The sequence below is a fragment of the Pseudomonas sp. 18-147 genome (assembly GCF_051048045.1).
Taxonomy (GTDB): Bacteria; Pseudomonadota; Gammaproteobacteria; order Pseudomonadales; family Pseudomonadaceae; genus Pseudomonas; species Pseudomonas aeruginosa.
This window is the reverse complement of the sequence record NZ_CP182296.1, coordinates 5,796,931-5,820,355: the sequence shown is the minus strand read 5'-3', so window position 1 is coordinate 5,820,355 and position 23,425 is coordinate 5,796,931. Positions and strand designations below refer to the sequence as shown.

At 67.5% G+C, this 23,425-nt stretch carries 20 protein-coding genes; 15 read left to right on the top strand and 5 right to left on the bottom strand.

Going from position 1 to position 23,425, the window contains the following annotated elements:
* Positions 1-74 precede the first annotated feature (74 nt).
* Both ACM0M4_RS27595 and ACM0M4_RS27590 read left to right on the top strand, forming a co-directional pair.
* Complete coding sequence (locus ACM0M4_RS27595) at positions 75-677, top strand: adenylyltransferase/cytidyltransferase family protein (RefSeq protein WP_003123559.1); 603 nt, start codon at positions 75-77, stop codon at positions 675-677.
* Between the two features lie 14 nt (positions 678-691).
* Positions 692-1,387 (top strand): NUDIX domain-containing protein, encoded by a 696-nt coding sequence (locus ACM0M4_RS27590; RefSeq protein ID WP_003125442.1) that lies wholly within the window; start codon positions 692-694, stop codon positions 1,385-1,387.
* A gap of 46 nt (positions 1,388-1,433) precedes the next feature.
* Here the strand turns inward: ACM0M4_RS27590 and ACM0M4_RS27585 are convergent, their stop codons facing one another.
* On the bottom strand, positions 1,434-3,059 hold the full coding sequence (locus ACM0M4_RS27585) for a methyl-accepting chemotaxis protein (protein WP_003099990.1): 1,626 nt from the start codon (positions 3,057-3,059) through the stop codon (positions 1,434-1,436).
* Between the two features lie 56 nt (positions 3,060-3,115).
* Positions 3,116-4,054: a LysR substrate-binding domain-containing protein gene (locus tag ACM0M4_RS27580; RefSeq protein ID WP_003095575.1), complete on the bottom strand. Its 939-nt coding sequence runs from the start codon at positions 4,052-4,054 to the stop codon at positions 3,116-3,118.
* Positions 4,055-4,673: 619 nt separating this feature from the next.
* Here ACM0M4_RS27580 and ACM0M4_RS27575 point away from each other — a divergent pair.
* From ACM0M4_RS27575 to ACM0M4_RS27540, 8 genes are all read left to right on the top strand, one after another.
* On the top strand, positions 4,674-5,798 hold the full coding sequence (locus ACM0M4_RS27575; RefSeq protein WP_003099985.1) for a branched-chain amino acid ABC transporter substrate-binding protein: 1,125 nt from the start codon (positions 4,674-4,676) through the stop codon (positions 5,796-5,798).
* 234 nt (positions 5,799-6,032) lie between these two features.
* Entirely contained in the window at positions 6,033-6,947 is a 915-nt protein-coding gene (locus tag ACM0M4_RS27570) for an ABC transporter permease subunit (protein ID WP_003095571.1), read from the top strand.
* A 10-nt stretch (positions 6,948-6,957) separates the two neighbouring features.
* Positions 6,958-8,235 (top strand): high-affinity branched-chain amino acid ABC transporter permease LivM, encoded by a 1,278-nt coding sequence (gene livM, locus ACM0M4_RS27565; protein WP_003161297.1) that lies wholly within the window; start codon positions 6,958-6,960, stop codon positions 8,233-8,235.
* Complete coding sequence (locus ACM0M4_RS27560) at positions 8,232-9,104, top strand: ATP-binding cassette domain-containing protein (RefSeq protein WP_003095566.1); 873 nt, start codon at positions 8,232-8,234, stop codon at positions 9,102-9,104. The genes livM and ACM0M4_RS27560 overlap by 4 nt, the downstream gene beginning before the upstream one ends.
* Positions 9,101-9,817 (top strand): ABC transporter ATP-binding protein, encoded by a 717-nt coding sequence (locus ACM0M4_RS27555; protein ID WP_003095563.1) that lies wholly within the window; start codon positions 9,101-9,103, stop codon positions 9,815-9,817. The genes ACM0M4_RS27560 and ACM0M4_RS27555 overlap by 4 nt, the downstream gene beginning before the upstream one ends.
* 70 nt (positions 9,818-9,887) lie before the next feature.
* Complete coding sequence (locus ACM0M4_RS27550; RefSeq protein WP_025297479.1) at positions 9,888-10,820, top strand: ornithine cyclodeaminase family protein; 933 nt, start codon at positions 9,888-9,890, stop codon at positions 10,818-10,820.
* Between the two features lie 356 nt (positions 10,821-11,176).
* A complete protein-coding gene (locus ACM0M4_RS27545; protein WP_283903178.1) occupies positions 11,177-11,938 on the top strand; it encodes an SDR family oxidoreductase in 762 nt (253 codons plus the stop codon).
* Between the two features lie 63 nt (positions 11,939-12,001).
* Positions 12,002-12,715 (top strand): GntR family transcriptional regulator, encoded by a 714-nt coding sequence (locus ACM0M4_RS27540; protein ID WP_003099978.1) that lies wholly within the window; start codon positions 12,002-12,004, stop codon positions 12,713-12,715.
* Here the strand turns inward: ACM0M4_RS27540 and ACM0M4_RS27535 are convergent.
* The gene (locus ACM0M4_RS27535; protein WP_054375812.1) at positions 12,712-13,665 is read right to left on the bottom strand and encodes a PDR/VanB family oxidoreductase; all 954 of its coding nucleotides are present in this window, start codon (positions 13,663-13,665) and stop codon (positions 12,712-12,714) included. The two genes, ACM0M4_RS27540 and ACM0M4_RS27535, sit on opposite strands and share 4 nt — an antisense overlap.
* A 14-nt stretch (positions 13,666-13,679) precedes the next feature.
* Entirely contained in the window at positions 13,680-14,735 is a 1,056-nt protein-coding gene (locus ACM0M4_RS27530; RefSeq protein ID WP_003099966.1) for an aromatic ring-hydroxylating oxygenase subunit alpha, read from the bottom strand.
* Positions 14,736-15,113: 378 nt separating this feature from the next.
* Here ACM0M4_RS27530 and ACM0M4_RS27525 point away from each other — a divergent pair, with 378 nt between their 5' ends.
* Positions 15,114-16,448, top strand: coding sequence for an MFS transporter (locus ACM0M4_RS27525; protein WP_016264112.1), 1,335 nt, complete (start codon positions 15,114-15,116; stop codon positions 16,446-16,448).
* 14 nt (positions 16,449-16,462) lie between these two features.
* Here ACM0M4_RS27525 and ACM0M4_RS27520 read toward each other — a convergent pair whose 3' ends face one another.
* Positions 16,463-17,359, bottom strand: a complete 897-nt coding sequence (locus ACM0M4_RS27520; RefSeq protein ID WP_003095545.1) for a LysR family transcriptional regulator — start codon at positions 17,357-17,359, stop codon at positions 16,463-16,465.
* Positions 17,360-17,459: 100 nt separating this feature from the next.
* Here ACM0M4_RS27520 and mdlC point away from each other — a divergent pair, with 100 nt between their 5' ends.
* From mdlC to ACM0M4_RS27500, 4 genes are all read left to right on the top strand, one after another.
* Positions 17,460-19,046: a benzoylformate decarboxylase gene (gene mdlC / locus ACM0M4_RS27515; protein ID WP_003099962.1), complete on the top strand. Its 1,587-nt coding sequence runs from the start codon at positions 17,460-17,462 to the stop codon at positions 19,044-19,046.
* Between the two features lie 86 nt (positions 19,047-19,132).
* Positions 19,133-20,473: an MFS transporter gene (locus ACM0M4_RS27510; protein WP_054375811.1), complete on the top strand. Its 1,341-nt coding sequence runs from the start codon at positions 19,133-19,135 to the stop codon at positions 20,471-20,473.
* A 22-nt stretch (positions 20,474-20,495) separates the two neighbouring features.
* Positions 20,496-21,965: an aldehyde dehydrogenase family protein gene (locus ACM0M4_RS27505; RefSeq protein WP_003107137.1), complete on the top strand. Its 1,470-nt coding sequence runs from the start codon at positions 20,496-20,498 to the stop codon at positions 21,963-21,965.
* Between the two features lie 107 nt (positions 21,966-22,072).
* A complete protein-coding gene (locus ACM0M4_RS27500; protein WP_003123555.1) occupies positions 22,073-23,326 on the top strand; it encodes an OprD family porin in 1,254 nt (417 codons plus the stop codon).
* Positions 23,327-23,425: the final 99 nt, after the last annotated feature.

Here is a 23,425-nt window from a genome sequence, read left to right as displayed (position 1 = left end):
GGTACATAATTCATCACGTGAAATAAGTCGTCAAGCACTTGTACTACAAAATTTCGCAGTGGAAGGTATTTTCTATGCGTGATGAAATAAGTTCCCGGATTCGCCGACTGCCTGCCGGGATGAGCGGCGGACGCGCCCCCGACTTCGCCCTCGCGGTCTACGGTGGGGCGTTCGACCCGCCGCACCCCGGCCATGAGTCGGTGATCCGCCGGGCGCTGCTTTGCGCCGAACGGGTCGCCCTGGTGCCGAGCCACCGCCACGCCTTCGGCAAGCGCATGGGCGATTTCGAGCTGCGCTGCCGCTGGCTGGCGCGGCTGGCTCGGCGGATCGATCCGCGGCGGGTGTATTGCGAACCGATCGAAGCAGGATTGATGCCTGATCGTCCGGCGGTCTACAGCATCGACCTGCTGGAAGCGCTGGCCGCGCGTAGCGGCCTGGCGTCACCGCGGATCGCCCTGCTGATCGGCGCCGACAACGAGGCGGAGCTGCCGCGCTTCGAACGCGCCGCCGAATTGTGCTGGCGCTTCGGCCGGCTGGTGGCGGAGGAGCGGCTGCCGCTGCACAGCTCGATGATCCGCCAGCGCCTGCGTGAAGGGCTGGCGGTACCGGAGGCCTGGTGCCTGCCGGAAGTGAAGGACGAACTGCACTGCTATGGCGGCGAACGCCAGGCGGGCTGAAGAGAGGAGTGACGATGAGTTCAGCGGAAGTATTGGCCAGCGTGGATATCGTGGCGTTGCGCCTGAACCCCGGGCACGGACTGGAGCTGTTGCTGATCCGCCGCGCCCAGGCGCCTTTCGCCGGCCAGTGGGCCTTGCCCGGCGTGCTGGTCAACGGCCGCAGCGCCGACCACAGCCTCGACGACGCGGCGGTGCGCGCCCTGCGCGACAAGGCGCGGCTGGAGCCGGCCTACATCGAGCAGGTGGCCACGGTCGGCAACGCGGTACGCGACCCGCGCGGCTGGTCGCTGAGCGTGTTCTACCTGGTGCTGGTCGGTCCGGACACCCGGATGGAGGACGACGACCTCGACTTCGTGCCGCTGCGCGACGTTCGCAGCGAGCGCTTCGCCCTGCCGTTCGACCACGCCCAACTGGTACAGCAGGCCTGCGAGCGCCTGGCGAGCAAGTCGGTGTACAGCGCCCTGCCGCTGTTCCTGCTGGCGCCGCGCTTCACCGTGGCCGAGGCGCTGAAGGCCTTCGAGTGCGCCATCGGCCAGGAAGTCCAGCATTCCAGCCTGCGCGGGCGCCTGGAGCGGATGAAGGAGGCTGGCTGGGTCGAGGACACCGGCGAACGCCAGCGTCCGCCCATGGGGCGCCCGCAACACGTCCTGCATTTCACCCCGAAGCCGGGCGGCGCCTTCGTTTTCGACCGCAGCCTGCTGGCGTCCTGACAAACGGGTGCGGCAGGGCCGGTGAGGCCGCTCCCTGCCGCGCTTGCTAGACGGTGAAGCGCTGGATCTGCTGCTCCAGTCCGTTTGCCAGCTTCGCCAGCTCGACACTGGAGGTGGAGGTCTTCACCGCGCCCTCGGCGACTTCGCCGATGCTGGCATTGAGCGAGTCGATGTTCTGGCTGACCTCGCTCGCGGTGGCGGTCTGTTCTTCCGTCGCCGTGGATATCTGCGCGTTGCTCTGGGCGATACCTTCGACCGCCTGGGCGATGAGACCGAGCGCCTTTCCCGCCTCGTGGGCGCGCTGGACGCTGACCTGGGCCTGCTCGCGTGACTGCTGCATCACGCTGACCGCGCTGCTGGCGCCTGCCTGCAGGGCTTCGATCATCTCGCGGATGGTTTCGGTGGCCTTGTGCGTATTGGTGGCCAGGCTGCGCACTTCATCGGCGACCACCGCGAACCCGCGTCCGGCCTCGCCCGCCCGTGCGGCTTCTATCGCGGCATTGAGGGCGAGCAGGTTGGTTTGCTGGGCGATGTTCTGGATGACTTCCAGAACGGTGCTGATTTCCTCGGTCTTGTTGCGTAGCGTGTCGATGACGGCTCCCGCCTCTCCGACCATGACCGACAGGCCCTGGATGGCGTCGAGGTTCGCATGCACGAGTCCGGTTCCGGTGTGCGCCTCGCTGTTCGCCGATTCCGCGCTGGCTGCGGCGGCCTGGGCGTTCCGCGCCACGTCCTGGACCGCCATGCTCATCTGGTGTACCGCCGTGGCGACCATGTCGGTCTGGTCGCCCTGGGACGTGGCGACATGGCTGACCTGGTTGCTGATGGCACTCATCTCGTCCGAGGTGATGGTGAGCTTCCTGGCTGTCTCGGCGAGATGCCGAAGCAGCGCCTGCTGGCTTTCCAGCATCATATTGAAGGCGCGCGCCGTATCGGACACTTCGTCGCGCCCGCGCGCATCGGCGCGGAGCGTGAGATTCGAGGAGTCCTGCACGCGGCGGATCACCCCGCGCAGATCGGAAAGCGGGCGCATGATCGACAGGCTGATGAACCAGGCCGCGGCGACGATGAGGACCAGGGCTGCGGCGCCGATGAGCAGGAAGGTGGTGCGCATGGAGTCGTAGCGTTTCTCCATCTGCTCGTTGAGCTTGGCGCCTTCACTGAGCTGCAGGTCGATCAGCGTCGACAGCGCGGTTCCCAGCGGATCGAACGCACCATACATCTCGCGATTGAACGTGCCGGCCTCGACGTTTCGCAGGCTTCCGGCCCTGGCCTGCTCGCCGTATGCCAGGGTCATCCGCTTGACCCGTTCCAGGGTGGGGACCAGCGACTCGATGATTTCCTTCTCGGCGGCAGTCCGGTGGTCTGCGGAATAGTCGGCCCACGACTTCTCGATGCGCGACAGCGCCCCACTCAACTCCTGCTGCAGGCGCTCTTCATCGAAGACCCCCGCACGGTACTTGTGCAGGGCGTCGACCACGCTGACCGCAACGGCGTCGGCGACGATCTTGAGCTGGCTGATGGGCTTCATCCGGTTGTTGAAAAGGTCCTGGAAGCTGGCATCGAGTCGACTGGCGTTGGCCAGCGCCATCGCGATGACCGTGACGAGCATCGTCAGCGGTAGCAGCGCCAGGACCAGCAGGCGGATTCGAACCGTGACGCCAGTGAGCATGGGACGTTCCGAGGTGAACCGAGTGAGAGTAAAGATGGTTCCGCGTAGCGGAAACGTCAAACCGGGCCGTGGCGCGTCTGGCGGGGGCCCGCTGAGGGTTGCTCCTGCTCCAGGCGCTCTACCATCCACTCGATGAAATGGCGCACCTTGGGGACTTCCGCGGCATGCTCGGGATAGGCCAGGTAGTAGGCCTCCTGGCTGGGCAGGGCGTGCGGCCAGGCGATCGCCAGCTTGCCTTCGGCGAGTTCCTCCTCGACCAGGAAGCGCGGTAGCAGGGCTACCCCGCAACCGGCCTGGGCGGCGCGGATGCACATGTAGAAGGTGTCGAAGCGTGGACCGTGGTAGCAACCCTGGCAATTTCGCTCCAGGCTGGCGAACCAGTCGTGCCAGGCCTCCGCGCGGCTGGCGTTCTGCAGCAGCACCAGCCCCGCCAGTTGGGTCGGTTCGTCCAGTCCGCCGGCCGGCAGCAGGGATGGCGCGCAGACCGCCACCAGTTGTTCGCCGAACAGGCGGATGCACTCGGCGCCCGGCAGGGTGCCGGGGCCGAAGAAGAACGCCAGGTCGCAATGGCCCTGGCGCAGGTCGTCCGGTTCCAGTTCCTGGCGCAGGTCGAGGTGGATGTTCGGGTGGCGGTGGCGCCAGCCGTTCAGTTGCGGGATCAGCCAGCGCGCGCCGAAGGTCGGCGGGGTCGCCACTCGCAGCACTTCGGTCTCGCCGCCGTAGGAAAGCAGGAAGCGGGTGGACAGCTCTACCTGTTGCAGGATGCGTCGTACCTCGGCCAGGTACAGCTCGCCGGCCGGGGTCAGTTGCAAGCGCTTGCGCACCCGGCGGAACAGGGCGTGCTGCAGTTGCTCCTCGAGTTGCGCGACCTGCTTGCTCATGGCGCTCTGGGTCAGGCTCAACTCTTCGGCGGCGCGGGTGAAGCTCAGGTGCCGGGCTACCGCTTCGAAGCATTGCAGGGCGGTCATCGACGGCAGGCGGCGTTTGTTCAGCATGGCGGGTTTCCTGGCGCGGGTGGAGCGGGCGGAACGCGTTATATGAATAAACGGAATGACGTAGGGAGGAAAGCTCGCTTGCCGGAGTGCCGGGCGACGCTTATTACTGCCGGCAAGTCTCGCGATAGAGCATTCGCTGGCTTATGACGAATCCGTCACAGGGTTTTGCGCCGAACGTGGCGTCGCTAACGGATATGTTCATGTCGTATTCGAATCGACTTTTTCCGCCAAGTACCGAATCCCGGGAAGTTCATGTTCATATTAATTTTAAAAACCGCTCTGTCCTGCACTTTCATTGAAAAAGAGGACCTCAATTAGTGCGTGGAACGCACCAGTGACGTGCAGTTTCTAACCGCTTCAATATCGTTGTAGAGTTATTCCTAGGAACGGTTCAGGCCTTGTGAAGCCTGGGCTGTAGCTCTCCGAAGGGGATTCGGAGAAATGCCTAAATGACTGATTTCCAATAACAAAGATAAAAACGGAAAGGAGGGCTAAAGTTCTTGTGGCCGGCCACTCAGGAAAAAAACGAATGGCACGCCGCTTGCTCTGCCTGTTGAGCGAAACACAACAACAACATCGTAGTTACGAGCGCCAACATCATCCTCAGGAGCAACACCCCATGTCCAAGAAGCTGTTCAGAAAAGGCATCCTGGCTCTCGCGGTTTCATCCGTGATGGGTCTTTCCACGCATGCGCTGGCCGACGTCGTGATCGGCGTGGCCGGACCGCATACCGGCGCCAACGCCTCCTTCGGCGAGCAATACTGGCGCGGCGCGTCCCAGGCGGCGGAAGACATCAACGCGGCGGGTGGGATCAACGGCGAGAAGATCAAGCTGGTCAAGGCCGACGACGCCTGCGAACCGAAGCAGGCCGTGGCCGTGGCCAACCGCCTGGTGGACCAGGACAAGGCCATCGCCGTGGTCGGCCATTTCTGCTCTTCTTCGACCATCCCCGCATCCGAGGTCTACGACGAGGCCGGGATCATCGCCATCACCCCCGGTTCCACCAACCCGCAGGTCACCGAGCGCGGACTCTCCGGGATGTTCCGCATGTGCGGCCGCGACGACCAGCAGGGCGTGGTCGCCGGCGACTATATCGTCAACGTGCTCAAGGCCAAGAAGGTCGCGGTGATCCATGACAAGGACACCTACGGCCAGGGCCTGGCGGACGCCACCAGGGCGCAACTGAACAAGCTCGGCGTGAAAGAGGTTCTCTACGAGGGCCTGACCCGCGGCGAGAAGGACTTCAACGCGCTGGTCACCAAGATCCGCGCCTCCGGTGCCGAGGTCGTCTACTTCGGCGGCCTGCATCCGGAAGCCGGTCCGCTGGTACGGCAGATGCGCGAACAGGGACTGACCGCCAGGTTCATGTCCGACGACGGCGTGGTCACCGACGAACTGGCGACCACCGCCGGCGGTCCGCAGTACGTCAAGGGCGTGCTGATGACCTTCGGCGCCGACCCGCGGCTGATCCCCGACGGCAAGGCGGTGGTGGAGAAGTTCCGTGCCGGCGGTTTCGAGCCGGAAGGCTACACCCTCTACTCCTACGCCTCGATCCAGTCCCTGGCGGCGGCCTTCAACGGCGCCGGCGCCAACGATCCGGCCAAGGCCGCCGAGTGGCTGAAGTCGCATCCGGTGCAGACCGTGATGGGCAAGAAGGAATGGGACAAGAAGGGCGACCTGAAAGTCTCCGACTACGTGGTCTACGAGTGGGACGACAAGGGCAAGTACCACCAGTTGCCCTGATCGCGCTCGACCGCCATGCGCCGGGCACAGGCCCGGCGCATGGGTAAGTCCGGGAGCTGCTGAAGTGCTCGCCCGTGCTTGCCGCCGTAGTGCGGATTCACCGAAGACGTCTGCGTGTGGTCGGTCTGGAGTCCCGCGATCCGGGGCCGTTTCAGTAGCACCCGTCCGCTTTCACCGGCGAGCGCCGGCGCGCCTTACAAAGGCCGTCGCGATTCGCCCTGAAGAGACTGAAAAATGGACGGCATCTTCCTCCAGCAAATGATCAACGGGCTGACCCTCGGCTCGGTCTACGGCCTCATCGCCATCGGCTACACCATGGTCTACGGCATCATCGGCATGATCAACTTCGCCCACGGCGAGGTGTACATGATCTCCGCCTACCTGTCGGCCATCGCCCTTGCCCTGCTGGCCTTCTTCGGCCTGCAGAACTTCCCGCTGCTGATCCTCGGCACCTTGCTGTTCACCGTGCTGGTGACCTGCACCTACGGCTGGGTGATCGAGCGCATCGCCTACAAGCCGCTGCGCAACTCCACGCGCCTGGCGCCGCTGATCTCGGCGATCGGCATGTCGCTGATCCTGCAGAACTACGTGCAGGTGGCGCAGGGACCGCGCCAGCAGGGGATCCCGACCCTGCTCGACGGCGCCCTGAAATTCCACGTCGGCGACGGTTTCGTCCAGCTCACCTACACCAAGCTGTTCATCCTGATCGCTTCGCTGATCGGCATGGCGGTGCTGACCTACGTGATCCGCTACACCAAGCTCGGGCGCATGTGCCGGGCGACCCAGCAGGACCGCAAGATGGCTTCGATCCTGGGGATCAACACCGACCGGGTGATCTCCTACGTGTTCGTCATCGGCGCGGCGATGGCCGCCCTGGCCGGGGTGCTGATCACCATGAACTACGGCACCTTCGACTTCTACGCCGGCTTCATCATCGGCATCAAGGCGTTCACCGCGGCGGTGCTCGGCGGCATCGGCTCGCTGCCCGGGGCGATGCTCGGCGGCCTGGTGCTGGGAGTGGCCGAGGCGCAGTTCTCGGGGATGGTCAACACCGACTACAAGGACGTGTTCGCCTTCTCGTTGCTGGTACTGATCCTGATCTTCCGTCCCCAGGGCCTGCTCGGCCGCCCGCAGATCGCCAAGGTGTAAGGGGACGACGATGAGCAACGAGACTTCCATCGATCTCAAGCAGTGCGTCGTCGATGCCGTGCTCTCCGGGTTGATCGCCCTGGTGGTGTTCGGCCCCATCGTCGGCGTGGTCCTCGACGGCTACGGCTTCAACCTGCATTACGAGCGGGTCGGCTGGATCATCGCGATCGTGATGGCCGGGCGCTTCCTGCTCAGCCTCTACCTGCAGACCCGCGGCGGGCGCGCCGTGCTGGAGCGCTTCGAGGGGGCTGGCAGCGGCGTCCACGTCCTGCCGCCGGGCTACAAGACCCGCTTGCGCTGGATCGTGCCGCTGATCCTGGTGGCCGCGGTGATCTTCCCGTTCTTCGCCAGCAAGTACCTGCTGGCGGTGGTCATCCTCGGCCTGATCTACGTGCTGCTGGGCCTGGGCCTGAACATCGTGGTCGGCCTCGCCGGGCTGCTCGACCTCGGCTACGTGGCCTTCTACGCCATCGGCGCCTATGGCCTGGCGCTGGGCTACCAGTACCTCGGCCTGGGCTTCTGGACCGTCCTGCCGCTGGCCGCGCTGACCGCCGCGGTGGCCGGCGCGATCCTCGGCTTCCCGGTGTTGCGCATGCATGGCGACTACCTGGCGATCGTCACCCTGGGCTTCGGCGAGATCATCCGCCTGGTACTGAACAACTGGCTGTCCTTCACCGGCGGGCCGAACGGCATGCCGGCGCCGGCGCCGACCTTCCTCGGCCTGGAGTTCGGCCGCCGGGCCAAGGATGGCGGGGTGCCGATCCACGAGTTCCTCGGCATCGCCTACAACCCCAACATGAAGTTCCTGTTCATCTACGTGGTGCTGTTCCTGGTCGTGCTGCTGGTGCTCTACATCAAGCACCGGCTGACCCGGATGCCGGTCGGGCGCGCCTGGGAGGCGCTGCGCGAGGACGAGATCGCCTGTCGCGCGATGGGCCTCAACCATGTGCTGGTGAAACTCTCGGCGTTCATGCTCGGCGCCTCCACCGCGGGACTGGCCGGGGTGTTCTTCGCCAGCTACCAGGGCTTCGTCAACCCGTCCTCGTTCAACTTCTTCGAGTCGGCGCTGATCCTCGCCATCGTCGTGCTCGGCGGCATGGGCTCGACGGTCGGGGTGGTGATCGCCGCCTTCGTCCTCACCGTGGCGCCGGAGCTGCTGCGCAGCTTCGCCGACATCCGCGTGCTGCTGCTCGGGATACTCATGGTGGTGATGATGATCTGGCGGCCGCGCGGGCTGATCCGCATCAGCCGGGTGGGCTTCGCCCCGCGCAAGGGGGTGGCGCCATGAGCGACAAGATCCTCAGCGTCGAGCACCTGATGATGCACTTCGGCGGCATCAAGGCGCTCAACGACGTCAACCTCGACGTCGAGCGCGGTTCGATCACCGCGCTGATCGGCCCCAACGGCGCCGGCAAGACCACCGTGTTCAACTGTCTCACCGGCTTCTACAAGGCCACCGGCGGCAACATCCTGCTCAACACCCAGGGGCGCACCACGGACGTCATCCAGGTGCTCGGCGAGCCGTTCCAGCTGGACGACTTCGTCAAGCCGCCGCAACTGGGCAGTCGCCTCTACTACAAGATGTTCGGCGGCACCCACCTGGTGAACCGCGCCGGGCTGGCGCGGACCTTCCAGAACATCCGCCTGTTCAAGGACATGTCGGTGGTGGAGAACCTGCTGGTGGCGCAGCACATGTTCGTCAACCGCAACCTGCTCGCCGGCATCCTCAACACTCCCGGCTATCGCCGCGCCGAGAGCGAGGCGCTGGACCACGCGTTCTACTGGCTGGAGGTGGTCGACCTGGTGGACTGCGCCAACCGCCTGGCCGGCGAGATGTCCTACGGCCAGCAGCGGCGCCTGGAGATCGCCCGGGCCATGTGCACGCGGCCGGAACTCATCTGCCTGGACGAACCGGCCGCCGGCCTCAACCCGGCCGAGACCCACGCCCTGAGCAACATCGTCCGCTACCTGCGCGACCACCACGGGATCACCGTACTGCTGATCGAGCATGACATGGGCATGGTGATGAACATCTCCGACCACATCATCGTGCTCGACCACGGCGACGTGATCGCCCGTGGCAACCCCGAACAGATCCGCCATGACGAGAAGGTGATCGCCGCCTATCTCGGTGCCGACGAAGAGGAGCTGTCATGAGCGCGGCGTTGCTGGAATTCCGTGAGGTGGACGTGTTCTACGGGCCGATCCAGGCGCTGAAGAAGGTCTCGCTGCAGGTCAACGAGGGCGAGACGGTGAGCCTGATCGGCGCCAACGGCGCGGGCAAGTCGACGCTGTTGATGTCGATCTTCGGCCAGCCGCGCGCGGCGGCCGGGCAGATCCTCTATCGCGGCCAGGACATCCGCCAGAAGTCGGCGCACTACGTGGCGTCCAACGGCATCGCGCAGTCGCCGGAAGGACGCCGGGTGTTCCCCGACATGAGCGTCGAGGAAAACCTGCTGATGGGTACCATTCCCATCGGCATGGACCACGCCGAGGAGGACATGCAGCGCATGTTCGAGTTGTTCCCGCGCCTGAAGGAGCGGCGCAACCAGCGCGCCATGACCATGTCCGGCGGCGAGCAGCAGATGCTCGCCATCGCCCGCGCGCTGATGAGCCGGCCGAAGTTGCTGTTGCTCGACGAGCCCTCCCTGGGCCTGGCGCCGATCGTGGTCAAGCAGATCTTCCAGACCCTGCGCGAGCTGGCCAGGAGCGGCATGACCATCTTCCTCGTCGAGCAGAACGCCAACCATGCGCTGAAGCTCTCCGACCGCGCCTACGTGATGGTCACCGGGGAAATCCGCATGAGCGGCAGCGGCGAAGAACTGCTCGGCAACCAGGAGGTGCGCAACGCCTATCTCGGCGGACATTGAGCGCGCCCCGCCCCGGCTGCCTGGCCGCCGGGGCGGGCGCTGCCCTGGAGCCACGGAGGAAACTCGACTTATGCACAGCCTGCGCTTTTTCAGCAACGCCGAGGTCGCCGAGCGCCTGGCTTATCCACAACTGATCGAGGCGTTGCGCATCGGCCTGGCCAAGCCTTGCAGCGCGCCGCTGCGCAACTGCCATGCCTTGCCGGCGCAGGCCTCGCTGCTACAGATGCCGGTGTGGCAAGCCGGCGCGGGGATCGGCGTGAAACTGGTGACGGTGTTCCCTGGCAATGGGGCGCGTGGCCTGCCGGCGGTGGCCGCGGTGTTCGCTCTGTTCGACGGCGAAGACGGTCGCCCACTGGCGTTGCTGGAGGCTTCGGAGCTGACCGCCCGGCGTACCGCCTGCAGCTCGGCGCTGGCCGCCGACTACCTGGCGCGGGACGATGCGCGGCGCCTGCTGGTGGTCGGCTGCGGAACCCTGGCTGCGCACATGGTGCGGGCCCACGCCTGCGTGCGCGACTATCGCCACATCGACATCTGGGGCCGCGATCCGGCCAAGGCCGCCGCGCTGGCCGCCCGGCTGCGCGAGGAGGGCTACCCGGCGCGAGCGGCCGACGGGTTGCGCGCGGCGGTGGAGGCGGCCGACTGCGTCAGTTGCGTTACCACCTCCCGCGAAGCGCTGGTGCGCGGCGCATGGCTGAAGCCGGGCGTCCATCTCGACCTGGTCGGAGCCTTCCTGCCGTCCATGCGCGAGACCGACGCCCTGGCGGTGGCGCGCGCGCGGGTCGTGGTGGATACCCGCGCAGGCGCGCTGGAAGAGGCCGGCGACCTGTTGCAGGCGATCGCCGAAGGCGCCATCGGGCGCGAGGCGATATCCACCGAACTGCGCGACTTGCTGAGCGAGGCAGGGCGGCGCGGCGATCCCGGGGAAATCACCCTGTTCAAGTCGGTGGGTTATGCGCTGGAGGACCTGGTCGCCGCGCGCCGGGTTGTGGATAACGCCGCCTGAGGTTGTTCAGGATTTCTGTGCGGGGGCTTGTGGATAAGGTGGGTAAGAACCGCCAAGCCCCTGAGTCGGCGAGGGTTATGCGTGGCTGGTCAGAAAATGAACAGCGCTCGCGCCAGGTACTTATCCCCAACGCGTGGTCATCCCGCTGCCACAGTTGTTCAGGAAAACTGTGCGACGCCCTGTGGACAAGTTGGTGGCTGTTCGCTGCGGCCCAGGCACGGTGCGGGTTCCGCGAGGTTGGTCGTTTTTTGAGCAGACGCCTCGGCAAACTCGTGCGCAACTGTATGGCCAACCGGGCACGGCGAGGCTCTAGAATCCCCGGACATCGTTTTTCCGCCCCGTACGAGGAGATGCCCATGTCGTCCACCCTGTTCATCACCGGCGCCACCTCAGGCTTCGGCGAAGCCTGCGCCCGTCGTTTCGCCGAGGCCGGCTGGTCGCTGGTGCTCACCGGCCGTCGCGAGGAGCGTCTGCAAGCCCTGGCCGGTGAGCTTTCGGCGAAGACCCGGGTGTTGCCGCTGACCCTGGACGTGCGCGACCGCGCGGCGATGAGCGCGGCCGTGGACAACCTGCCGGAAGAGTTCGCCACCCTGCGCGGCCTGATCAACAACGCCGGCCTGGCGCTGGGCACCGACCCGGCGCAGTCCTGCGACCTGGACGACTGGGACACCATGGTCGACATCAACATCAAGGGCCTGCTCTACAGCACGCGCCTGCTGCTGCCGCGGCTGATCGCCCACGGCGCCGGGGCGAGCATCGTCAACCTGGGTTCGGTGGCCGGCAAGTGGCCCTATCCGGGTAGCCATGTCTACGGCGGCACCAAGGCTTTCGTCGAGCAATTCTCCCTGAACCTGCGTTGCGACCTGCAGGGCACCGGGGTGCGCGTGACCAACCTCGAGCCGGGGTTGTGCGAGAGCGAGTTCTCCCTGGTCCGCTTCGGCGGCGACCAGGCGCGCTACGACAAGACCTACGCCGGAGCCCATCCGATCCAGCCGGAAGACATCGCCGAGACCATCTTCTGGATCATGAACCAGCCCGCCCACCTGAACATCAACAGCCTCGAGATCATGCCGGTGAGCCAGTCCTGGGCCGGCTTCGCCATCCACCGCGAAAGCTGACCGGCGGAGGCGGCCGGGGCACGCTATGATGCCCCGGACGTCCCGATCGAATAAGCGAATTCCATGAGCAAACCGGGCCAACGCGTGCTGGCCGAGCTACGCAAGCTGATCGCTTCCGGCGAACTCGCCGCCGGCGAGCGCATCGTCGAGATTCCCACCGCCGAACGCCTGCAGGTCTCGCGCATGCCGGTGCGCATCGCCCTGCGTACCCTCGAGCAGGAAGGCCTGCTGTGCAAGACCGGGCGCGGCTACAGGGTGCGCGCGGTGACCCGCGAGGATATCGCCGGCGCGGTCGAGGTGCGCGGCGTTCTGGAAGGCCTGGCGGCACGCCAGGCGGCCGAGCGCGGGCTGTCCGCCGAGGCACGGGCGACCCTGGAGGAATGCCTGGCCGAGGGCGACCGATTGTTCGCCAACGGCCAGGTCCTGCTGGAGGAGCTGGAGCGCTACCAGCGCATGAACATGCGTTTCCACCGCACCATCATCGAGGCCAGCGGCAACCCGGCGATCGCCGTGGCGCTGGCGCGCAACGACCACCTGCCGTTCGCCTCGGTGAGCGCCCTGGCGGTGGATCGCGACAATCTCGAGCAGGAATTCCGCCGTTTCAACTTCGCCCACATGCAGCACCACGCGGTGGTCGACGCGCTGGTCAACGGCCAGGGGGCGCGCGCCGAGGCGATCATGCGCGAGCACGCCAACGCGACCCTGCGCTACGCCGACTACTTCGATCCGGCGCGGCAGGGTGTCACCGTGCTTCACGGCGACGTCGCCGCCGACTAGAGATCCAGCACCAGCCGTGGGCTGCGCGAACGCGAACAGCAGGGCGTGAAGCAATCGTTGGCGGCCTGCTCCTCTTCGCTGAGGTAGAGGTCGCGATGCTCCGGCTCGCCGTCCAGCACGCGGGTCAGGCAGGTGCCGCAGATGCCCTGCTCGCAGGAGGCCGGCAGGTCCACCCCGGCTTCGCGCAGGGCCGCCAGCACGGTCTGCCCGGCGGCGACCCGGATCAGCGCCCCGTTGCTCGCCAACTGCACTTCGAAGGTGCCGTCCGTACTGGCGTCTCGTGGCGCGGCGGCGAAGTGCTCGCGATGCAAGCGGCTTGCTTCCCAGCCCAGTTCGCGGGCGCTTTCTTCGATCCACTGCATGAAGCCCGCCGGCCCGCAAAGGTATAGCTGGGCGTCGCGCGGACTGGTCGCCAGCAGGGCGCGAAGGTCCGCGCGCCGGCTGCTTTCGCCGTGGTCGAAGTGGCAGTGCACGCGGTCGGCGAAGGCGCACCGGCCAAGGTAGTCGACGAAGGCCGCGCGCTCGGCGGAATGCGCGCAGTAGTGCAACTGGAAGTCGGCGCCATCGCGGGCCAGGCGTTCGGCCATCGCCAGCAGCGGCGTGATGCCGATGCCGCCGGCGAACAGCAGACGCGGACCGGGCTCCGGCGACAGCGGGAAGAGATTGCGCGGCTCGCCGATGCGCAGCCGCTGGCCGACCCGCAGTTCGGCGTGCAGCGTGGCCGAGCCGCCGCGCGAGTCGCGGCAGCGGAGTACGGCGATACGGTAGTGGCGCGGCCGTTCGGCGGGGCCGCAGAGGGAGTACTGGCGGACCAGGCCGTTGGGCAGGTGCAGGTCGATGTGCGCGCCCGGCTCGAAGGACGGCAGTGCCGCCCCGTCGGCCCGGAACAGTTCGAAGCTGTGGATATCCTGCGCCTCCAGGCGGATGGCGCCGACGATGACCTCGATCATGGCGAAGGCTCCCGTCAGGCCTGGGCGCGGTTGGGGGCGGCGGCCTGGCGCTCGTCCGCCAGCAGGCGCTCGATGATGCGCCGGGCCTGCACGCCGCCGGCGTCGATGTTCAGTTTCAGCAGGTCGCGCCGTGGATGGCGCAGCAGGTTGCGCTGTTGGCTCTCGAGCATTTCCAGGTCTTCGCCGAAGATCTTTCCCTGGCCTTCGCGAATGCTCTCGGTAAGCGCCTGGTCGTGGGCCTGGAAGTTGCGCGCCATGCCCCAGAAGTACCAGATGGAAGTGGCGCTCTCCGGGGTGATGAAGTCGACCACGATGCTCGCCGCCTTGCGCTCCGCCGGCGCCTGGTAGCCGCCGTGGCCGGCGTGGGCCACGCCGACCTCGATCAGCACGTGGCTGGGCGGCGTGAAGCGGCAGATCTGCCAGCGGTCCACCGCCACGTCGTCGGCCAGGCCGTTGCCGCGCAGGGCCATGCGCCAGAACGGCGGGGCCATGACATTCTGCATGTGGCGGCTGGTGATCACCTCGTCGCCTTCCACCCGCGTGGTCGGCGCGGCCTCGTCGATTTCCTTCTGGCCGATGCTGGACGCATGGACATAGGTCTCGTGGGTCAGGTCCATCAGGTTATCGATCATCAGGCGATAGTCGCAGTGGATGTGGTACAGCCCGCCGCCATAGGCCCAATCGGGGCTTTCCGCCCATTCCAGGCGGGGTATCAGCGCGGCGTCGGCCTGTTCTTCCGCGCCCGGCCAAACCCAGACGAAGCCGTGCCGCTCCTGCACCGGGAAGCGACGGATGCAGGGGAAGCCGCGGACCCGCTGGCCGGGCATCGCGCGGGTGCGACCGTCCTCGCCCATCGCCAGGCCGTGGTAGCCGCAGACCAGCACGCCGTCCTCGACGAAGCCCAGCGACAGCGGCGCGCCACGGTGCGGGCAGAAATCCTCGAGGGCCGCCACGCGGCCGTCCTCGCCTCGGTAGAAAACCATCGGCTCGTCGCAGATGCGTCGGCCGAGCGGCTTGCCGGCCAGTTCGTCGGGGGTGCAGGCCACGTACCAGGCGTTCTTCGGAAACATCGTCGGATCCTCTCGTTGTTTTTGTAATTGGATCCAATGATTCGCGAGACAACTTTTCCAAGTCAACCGCTTCTGTACAAAAAATAATCCGTTCGATAGTCGCACATAAAAAACTTCAGGAATAAATCGCTCAATTATCTCGTTCCAGAGCCTTTCTCAGATTTCGCTGACAGTGGGATATCCGCTGGCCTTCCGTTTTCTTGTCGCACAAATGGATCCAATAGGATTGCGGCATCGACGCAACGGTGCCAGGGTGCCTGCGCTTGCCGTGCCTACAACAACAAGAAGAAGGGTCTTCCCGATGATGGATTCCTGCATTCCCGCGCCTCGCTCCCGCCTGCCGTCGCTTCTTTCCTGTCCGCTCGGGGAGGGCCGCCCATGAACCGGGACTTGCGCCGCGCTCTCGACGACGAACCGATGCGTCCGTTCCAGTGGCTGGCGGTGGCTGTGTGCATCGTGCTCAACCTGATCGATGGCTTCGACGTGCTGGTGATGGCCTTCACCGCAGCCTCGGTGGCCGCCGAATGGAACCTTGGCGGCGCCGAGATCGGCCTGCTGCTCAGCGCCGGCCTCTTCGGCATGGCCGCCGGCTCGCTGTTCATCGCGCCCTGGGCCGACCGCTGGGGGCGCCGCCCGCTGATCCTCGCCTGCCTGGCGCTGTCGGGCCTGGGCATGCTCGCCTCGGCGCTGAGCCAGGCGGCCTGGCAACTGGCGTTGCTGCGCGGGCTGACCGGACTGGGTATCGGCGGCATCCTCGCCAGCAGCAACGTGATCGCCAGCGAGTACGCCTCGCGCCGCTGGCGCGGCCTGGCGGTAAGCCTGCAGTCCACCGGCTACGCGCTCGGCGCGACCCTTGGCGGACTGCTCGCGGTATGGCTGATCGGCGCCTGGGGCTGGCGCTCGGTGTTCGTCTTCGGCGCTGGCCTGACCCTGGCGGTGATCCCGCTGGTCTGCCTGTGCCTGCCGGAGTCGCTGGACTTCCTCCTGGCGCGCCGGCCGCCGCGGGCGTTGCAACGGGTCAACGCGCTGGCCCGGCGCCTGGGCCGCGCGGCGCTCGCGGAACTGCCGAGCCCGCCCGGTGGCGGAGCGGAGCACGGTAGCCGCCTCGCCCGGTTGCTTTGCGTTGCCCAGCGACGTACCACGCTGCTGCTCTGGGCGCTGTTCTTCCTGGTGATGTTCGGCTTCTACTTCATCATGAGCTGGACGCCGAAGCTGCTGGTCGCCGCCGGCCTGTCCACCGCCCAGGGCATCACCGGCGGCACCCTGCTGAGCATCGGCGGGATCTTCGGTGCCGCCTTGCTCGGCGGGCTTGCCGCGCGCTTTCGCCTGGAACGGGTGCTGGCGCTGTTCATGCTGCTTACCGCCGCTCTGCTCGCGCTGTTCTCGCTGAGCGCCGGGCTGCCCGGCGCGGCCTTGCCGCTGGGACTGCTGATCGGGCTTTGCGCCAACGCCTGCGTGGCCGGCCTGTATGCCCTGGCGCCGAGCCTCTACGACGCTTCGGTGCGCGCCACCGGGGTCGGCTGGGGGATCGGCGTCGGTCGCGGCGGGGCGATCCTCTCGCCGCTGGTGGCCGGGCTCCTGCTCGACGACGGCTGGCAGCCGCTGTCCCTCTATGGGGCGTTCGCGGCGGTGTTCGTCGTCGCGGCCGCCGTGTTGCCGCTGCTCGGTGCGCGGCGTCGCGAGCGCTCGCCGACGCTGGGAGACGCTGCGTGAGGGCCGCCGGCGTTTCAGCGTTGGGCGGCGATGATCGCCTCGGCGATGGTGGTGCGGAACCAGTTCAGCGCCGCCGAGCGTTCGCTGCTCTCGTGCCAGTGCAGGGAGACGTCGAACGGTGGCAGGGTGAAGGGCAGTTCGAGCATGCGCATGCCGCCTTCGGCGACGAAGCGATAGGCGATCTGCGCCGGCAGGATGGTCAGCAGCTCGGTACCGGGAATGATCTTCGGCAGCACCGAGAAGTGCGGGACCCGCAGGCTGATGCGGCGCTGCACCTGCATGGCCTCGAGCACGTCCTCGGCGATGCCGTGGCCGGAGGTACGGGTCACCACGATGTGCCGCTCGGCCAGGTACTGCTCCAGGCTCAGGCTGTCGCCGATCCGCGGGTGGCGGTCGCTGAGCAGGCACACGTAGCGCTCGTGCAGGACCCGCTGGCTGCGCGCGCCGGGCACCGGCTGGCGGCAGATCGCCGCGTCGACCTTGGCGCTGCTCAGCCAGGCGCCGACCTCGTCCACCTGCAGCGGCAGCACTTCCACTTCGGCGAACGGCGCGTCGCGGGTCAGGCGTTCGAGGATCAGCGAGAGGAAACCCACTTCGCCGAGATCGGTGAGGGCGATGCGGAAACGTCGCTCGGTGGTTGCCGGATCGAAGTGGCGAACGCTCTGTACCGCGCCCTCGATGCGCGTCAGCGACTCGCGGAAGGTGCCGTAGAGCTGCTCGGCGACGAAGGTCGGCTGGATGCCGTCGCGGGTGCGGGTGAACAACGCGTCGTCGAACAGTTCGCGCAGGCGCGCCAGGGCGTAGCTCACCGATGGCTGGGTGACGAACAGGCGCTCCGCGGCGAGGGTCACGCTGCCGGCTTCGTAGAGGGTGACGAAGGTGCGGATCAGGTTGAGATCGATCGGACTCATATAGACCAGTTCTATTTTTTATAGAAAGAGTATCGATTTGATTGATTATCGAGCGGCTGCAACAGTAGCGCAAATCCAGGAAACGAGCTTGAAGGCCTGCATGAAAACCGTCCATTCCGCGTCTTACGAGATCCTCCGTCGCCACGGCCTGACCACCGTCTTCGGCAACCCCGGCTCCAACGAGCTGCCGTTCCTCAAGGACTTCCCCGAGGATTTCCGCTACATCCTCGGCCTGCACGAGGGCGCGGTGGTCGGCATGGCCGATGGCTTCGCCCTGGCCAGCGGCCGCCCGGCCTTCGTCAACCTGCATGCGGCGGCTGGCACCGGCAACGGTATGGGTGCCCTGACCAACGCCTGGTACTCCCATAGCCCCCTGGTCATCACCGCCGGGCAGCAGGTGCGCTCGATGATCGGGGTCGAGGCGATGCTCGCCAACGTCGATGCCGGACAACTGCCCAAGCCGCTGGTGAAATGGAGCCACGAGCCGGCCTGCGCCCAGGATGTACCGCGCGCGCTGAGCCAGGCGATCCAGACCGCCAGCCTGCCGCCGCGGGCGCCGGTGTACCTGTCGATTCCCTACGACGACTGGGCGCAACCGGCGCCGGCCGGCGTCGAACACCTGGCCGCGCGCCAGGTCAGCGGCGCCGCGCTGCCCGCGCCGGCATTGCTGGCCGAACTCGGCGAGCGCCTGTCGCGCTCGCGCAACCCGGTGCTGGTGCTCGGTCCGGACGTCGACGGGGCGAATGCCAACGGCCTGGCCGTGGAACTGGCGGAGAAGCTGCGGATGCCGGCCTGGGTCGCGCCGTCGGCCTCGCGTTGTCCGTTCCCCACCCGCCATGCCTGCTTCCGCGGCGTGCTGCCGGCGGCCATCGCCGGGATCAGCCGGCTGCTGGACGGCCACGACCTGATCCTGGTGGTCGGCGCGCCGGTGTTCCGCTATCACCAGTTCGCCCCCGGCGATTACCTGCCGGCCGGCGCCGAGCTGGTGCAGGTCACCTGCGATCCCGGCGAAGCGGCACGGGCGCCGATGGGCGACGCGTTGGTCGGCGACATCGCGCTGACCCTCGAGGCACTGCTCGAACAGGTCCGCCCCAGTGCGCGGCCGTTGCCCGAGGCGCTGCCGCGACCGCCGGCGCTGGCCGAGGAGGGCGGACCGCTGCGTCCGGAAACCGTGTTCGACGTGATCGATGCGCTGGCGCCGCGCGACGCCATCTTCGTCAAGGAGTCGACTTCCACCGTGACCGCCTTCTGGCAGCGCGTGGAGATGCGCGAGCCGGGCAGCTACTTCTTCCCGGCCGCCGGCGGCCTCGGCTTCGGCCTGCCGGCGGCGGTCGGCGCGCAACTGGCGCAGCCGCGGCGGCAGGTGATCGGGATCATCGGCGACGGCTCGGCCAACTACGGCATCACCGCGCTCTGGAGTGCCGCGCAATACCGCGTGCCGGCGGTGTTCATCATCCTCAAGAACGGTACCTACGGCGCCCTGCGCTGGTTCGCCGGGGTGCTCGAGGTGCCCGATGCGCCGGGGCTCGACGTGCCCGGCCTGGACTTCTGCGCGATCGCCCGCGGCTATGGCGTCGAGGCGCTCCACGCGGCCACCCGCGAAGAGCTGGAAGGTGCCTTGAAGCATGCCCTGGCCGCTGATCGCCCGGTTTTGATCGAGGTGCCGACGCAAACCATCGAACCCTGATGTTCCACGGCGCCGCCCCATGCCAGAGTGGGCGGTGCCGACCGACGCCCGCGTGCGCCCATAACAAGAACAAGAGAGAGGTTGGTATGAACAGGCAATCCGCTGCGGCGGTGATCGACGCTGCCCGCTTTAACCGTACTCACTGGCTGATCCTCGGCTGGGGGTGTTTCATCATGCTGTTCGACGGCTACGACATGGTCATCTACGGCTCGGTGGTGCCACGCCTGATGCAGGAGTGGCAGCTGAGCCCGGTGCAGGCCGGCACCCTCGGCAGTTGCGCGCTGTTCGGCATGCTCTTCGGCGGCACCCTGCTGGCGCCGCTGGCGGACCGTTTCGGCCGGCGCCGCCTGGTGATCGCCACCACCCTGCTGGCGAGCCTCGCCGCCTTCCTCACCGGGCACGCCCGCGACCCGCTGGAACTGGGCGCCGGACGCTTCTTCACCGGCCTGGCACTGGGCGCGCTGGTGCCCAGCGCGATCAACCTGATCAGCGAATTCGCCCCGGCCGGGCGGCGCAGCACCCTGGTCACGGTGATGTCGGCCTTCTACTCGGTGGGCGCGGTGCTCTCGGCGCTACTGGCGATCGCCATGATCCCCGCCTGGGGCTGGCAATCGGTGTTCTACGTGGCGGTGCTGCCGGTGCTGGCGGTGCCGCTGATGTTGCGCTGGTTGCCGGAGTCGGCGGCGTTCCTCGAACTCAAGGGCCGCCGCGCCGAACTGGACGCGCTGCTGCGCAAGGTCGATCCCGACTACCGGCCCGGCGCCGAGCGGGCGAACGCTGTCGCGGCCGAAGCGCCGAGCGGACGGGTCGCCCAGTTGTTCGAGGGGCGCCAGGCAGTGGGCACCCTGCTGCTGTGGGTGGCCTTCGCCATGTGCATGCTGATGAGCTACGGGCTCAACACCTGGTTGCCGAAACTGATGGCCGGCGGCGGCTACGCCCTCGGTTCGAGCCTGGCGTTCCTCGTCACCCTGAATGTCGGGGCGACCCTCGGTGCGTTGTTCGGCGGCTGGCTGGCCGACCGCCTCGGCGCCGGCCGCACCCTGGTGCTGTTCTTCGCCCTGGCCGCGGCCTCCCTGGCGGCCCTCGGCCTGGGGCCAGGCCCCTGGCTGCTCAACGGCCTGCTGGTGGTGGCCGGCGCCACCACCATCGGCACCCTGGCGGTGATCCATGCCTACGCCGCGCAGTTCTATCCGGCCTGGGTGCGCTCCACCGGGGTCGGCTGGGCCGCCGGCGTCGGCCGCCTCGGCGCCATCGCCGGGCCGATGCTCGGCGGCAGCCTGCTGGCCCTGGAGCTGCCGTTCCAGCAGAACTTCCTGGCCTTCGCCGCGCCCGGCGTGATCGGCGCGCTGGCGATCGCCTGCATCCACCTGCGGCCGCGCGTGTCGGCGGAAGCGTCCGTCGACGCGACGGCGAAGAAACCCCTGTGATTTTCGAAAGAGGAGAAGAGCGATGAGCGATTCCCGTTATACCGACCTCGGTCTCCAGCCCCTGGCCGGCGAGTGGCGCCACGGCCGGGCCGGCCGCCGGCTGAAGGTGAGCAACCCGTTCGACGGCAGCCTGCTGCTGGAGATCGAGCAGGCCGACCGCGACGACCTCGATGCCGCCTACGCCAAGGCCGCCGAGGTCCAGCCGGCATGGGCCGCGCTCGGGCCCTCGGCACGCGCGGCGGTACTGTACAAGGCGGTGGAGGTGTTCGACCGCCGCCACGAGGAGATCGTCGACTGGATCATCCGCGAGTCCGGCAGCACCCGCCTGAAGGCCGAGATCGAATGGGGCGCGGCGCGCGCGATCACCCTGGAGTCGGCGTCGTTCCCGGCACGGGTGCACGGGCGCATCGTCGAGTCCGACGTGCCGGGCAAGGAAAGCCGGGTCTACCGCAGCGCCATCGGCGTGGTCGGGGTGATCAGCCCGTGGAACTTCCCGCTGCACCTGACCCAGCGTTCCATCGCCCCGGCCCTGGCGCTGGGCAACGCGGTGGTGGTCAAGCCGGCCAGCGACACGCCGGTCTGCGGCGGACTGCTGCTGGCGCGGATCTTCGAAGAGGCCGGGCTGCCGGCCGGGCTGTTCAGCGTGGTGGTCGGCCCCGGCAGCGAGATCGGCGACGCCTTCGTCGAGCACCCGGTGCCGGGCCTGGTGACCTTCACCGGATCGACCCCGGTGGGCCGCAACATCGGCCGCATCGCCAGCGGCGGCGCGCACCTCAAGCACGTGGCGCTGGAGCTGGGCGGCAACAGTCCGTTCGTGGTGCTCGGCGACGCCGATCTGGAGCAGGCGGTGAATGCCGCGGTGTTCGGCAAGTTCCTCCACCAGGGGCAGATCTGCATGGCGATCAACCGCATCATCGTCGAGGACAGCCTCTACGACGCTTTCGCCGCGCGCTTCGTCGAGCGGGTCAAGGGTCTCCGGGTCGGCGATCCGCAGCGCGCCGATACCGCGGTCGGGCCGATCGTCAACGCGCGCCAGCTCGAAGGCCTGCTGGAAAAGATCCGCCTGGCCCGCCAGGAAGGCGCCAAGCCGCTGTACGAGGGCGGCGTCGATGGGCAGTTGCTGGCTCCGCACGTATTCGGCGAGGTCACCGCGACGATGGAGATCGCCCGCGATGAAATCTTCGGCCCGCTGGTCGGCCTGCTCCGCGCGCGCGACGAGGCGCATGCGCTGGAGTTGGCCAACGCCAGCGAATACGGGCTGTCCAGCGCGGTGTTCAGCCGCGACCTGGAACGCGCGGTGCGCTTTGCCCGCCAGCTTCGCGCGGGGATGACCCACGTCAACGACATTCCGGTGAACGACGAGGCCAACGCGCCCTTCGGCGGCGAGAAGAACTCCGGACTTGGCCGCTTCAACGGCGACTGGGCCATCGAGGAATTCACCACGGACCACTGGATCAGCGTGCAGCACGCGCCGCGCCAGTACCCGTTCTGACCCTGGCGGCGGGGCCCGCGCCCCGCTGCTGACCCGACCGTCGTCGCCAGGTGGCCCGCAGAGGCTGCCGGGGCTCGGTCGTCCCTGAAAAACGGAGCACAATAACAATGAAAATCCGTCGTAAAACCGCAGTCCCGCGCAATGCAGGGGCGGTCCTGCCGATGCTCGCCTGTCTTGCCGCGCAAGCTGCCGAGGGCGGCTTCCTGGAGGATGCGAAGACCGACCTGGTCTTGCGCAACTATTACTTCAACCGCGATTTCCGCGACCACGATGCCGGCAAGAGCCTGGTGGACGAGTGGGCGCAGGGCTTCATCCTCAAGTTCAGTTCCGGCTATACCCCGGGCACGGTCGGCGTCGGCCTCGACGCCATCGGCCTGTTCGGCGTGAAGCTGAACAGCGGACGTGGCACCAGCAATTCCGAGCTTCTTCCGTTGCACGATGACGGTCGCGCGGCGGACAACTATGGGCGCGTCGGCGTGGCCGCCAAGCTGCGCGTTTCGGCCAGCGAACTGAAGATCGGCGAGATGCTCCCGGACATTCCGCTGTTGCGCTACGACGACGGACGCCTGCTGCCGCAGACGTTCCGCGGTTTCGCCGTGGTTTCCCGCGAGCTGCCGGGCCTGGCTCTGCAGGCCGGACGCTTCGACGCGGTGAGCCTGCGCAATTCGGCGGACATGCAGGACCTATCGGCCTGGAGCGCGCCGACGCAGAAATCGGACGGTTTCAACTATGCCGGCGCCGAGTACCGCTTCAACCGCGAGCGCACCCAACTGGGCCTGTGGCACGGGCAACTGGAGGACGTCTACCGGCAGAGCTACGCCAACCTGCTGCACAAGCAGCGTGTCGGCGACTGGACCCTGGGCGCCAACCTCGGCCTGTTCGTCGACCGCGACGACGGCGCCGCGCGCGCCGGAGAGATCGACAGCCATACCCTCTACGGCCTGTTTTCCGCCGGCATCGGCCTGCATACCTTCTACCTTGGCCTGCAGAAGGTCGGCGGCGACAGCGGCTGGCAATCGGTCTACGGCAGCAGTGGGCGGAGCATGGGCAACGACATGTTCAACGGCAACTTCACCAACGCCGACGAACGCTCCTGGCAGGTGCGCTACGACTACGATTTCGTCGGCCTCGGCTGGCCCGGCCTGATCGGCATGGTCCGCTACGGCCATGGCTCGAACGCCACCACCAAGGCCGGTAGCGGCGGCAAGGAATGGGAGCGCGATGTCGAGCTCGGCTACACCGTGCAGAGCGGTCCGCTGGCGCGGCTCAACGTGCGCCTCAACCACGCCAGCAACCGACGCAGCTTCAACAGCGACTTCGACCAGACGCGGCTGGTGGTGAGTTATCCGTTGTCGTGGTGACGGACGCTGTCTCGCCGCTCCTCCGGACAGTTCCGGAGGGACGGGGAGCGGGAGGCCCGGTGCTTCGGCGGATAGCCGCTGGGCGGTTATTCGCCCTAC

Bases quoted from the DNA above. Each gene is read 5' to 3' on its own strand.
- ACM0M4_RS27585 (WP_003099990.1), bottom strand. From the start codon at position 3,059: ATGCTCACTGGCGTCACGGTTCGAATCCGCCTGCTGGTCCTGGCGCTG.
- ACM0M4_RS27500 (WP_003123555.1), top strand. From the start codon at position 22,073: ATGAAAATCCGTCGTAAAACCGCAGTCCCGCGCAATGCAGGGGCGGTC.
- ACM0M4_RS27595 (WP_003123559.1), top strand. From the start codon at position 75: ATGCGTGATGAAATAAGTTCCCGGATTCGCCGACTGCCTGCCGGGATG.
- ACM0M4_RS27505 (WP_003107137.1), top strand. From the start codon at position 20,496: ATGAGCGATTCCCGTTATACCGACCTCGGTCTCCAGCCCCTGGCCGGC.
- ACM0M4_RS27530 (WP_003099966.1), bottom strand. From the start codon at position 14,735: ATGTTTCCGAAGAACGCCTGGTACGTGGCCTGCACCCCCGACGAACTG.
- ACM0M4_RS27535 (WP_054375812.1), bottom strand. From the start codon at position 13,665: ATGATCGAGGTCATCGTCGGCGCCATCCGCCTGGAGGCGCAGGATATC.
- ACM0M4_RS27590 (WP_003125442.1), top strand. From the start codon at position 692: ATGAGTTCAGCGGAAGTATTGGCCAGCGTGGATATCGTGGCGTTGCGC.
- ACM0M4_RS27560 (WP_003095566.1), top strand. From the start codon at position 8,232: ATGAGCGACAAGATCCTCAGCGTCGAGCACCTGATGATGCACTTCGGC.
- ACM0M4_RS27545 (WP_283903178.1), top strand. From the start codon at position 11,177: ATGTCGTCCACCCTGTTCATCACCGGCGCCACCTCAGGCTTCGGCGAA.
- ACM0M4_RS27540 (WP_003099978.1), top strand. From the start codon at position 12,002: ATGAGCAAACCGGGCCAACGCGTGCTGGCCGAGCTACGCAAGCTGATC.
- mdlC (WP_003099962.1), top strand. From the start codon at position 17,460: ATGAAAACCGTCCATTCCGCGTCTTACGAGATCCTCCGTCGCCACGGC.
- livM (WP_003161297.1), top strand. From the start codon at position 6,958: ATGAGCAACGAGACTTCCATCGATCTCAAGCAGTGCGTCGTCGATGCC.
- ACM0M4_RS27510 (WP_054375811.1), top strand. From the start codon at position 19,133: ATGAACAGGCAATCCGCTGCGGCGGTGATCGACGCTGCCCGCTTTAAC.
- ACM0M4_RS27525 (WP_016264112.1), top strand. From the start codon at position 15,114: ATGAACCGGGACTTGCGCCGCGCTCTCGACGACGAACCGATGCGTCCG.
- ACM0M4_RS27520 (WP_003095545.1), bottom strand. From the start codon at position 17,359: ATGAGTCCGATCGATCTCAACCTGATCCGCACCTTCGTCACCCTCTAC.
- ACM0M4_RS27550 (WP_025297479.1), top strand. From the start codon at position 9,888: ATGCACAGCCTGCGCTTTTTCAGCAACGCCGAGGTCGCCGAGCGCCTG.
- ACM0M4_RS27580 (WP_003095575.1), bottom strand. From the start codon at position 4,054: ATGCTGAACAAACGCCGCCTGCCGTCGATGACCGCCCTGCAATGCTTC.
- ACM0M4_RS27570 (WP_003095571.1), top strand. From the start codon at position 6,033: ATGGACGGCATCTTCCTCCAGCAAATGATCAACGGGCTGACCCTCGGC.
- ACM0M4_RS27555 (WP_003095563.1), top strand. From the start codon at position 9,101: ATGAGCGCGGCGTTGCTGGAATTCCGTGAGGTGGACGTGTTCTACGGG.
- ACM0M4_RS27575 (WP_003099985.1), top strand. From the start codon at position 4,674: ATGTCCAAGAAGCTGTTCAGAAAAGGCATCCTGGCTCTCGCGGTTTCA.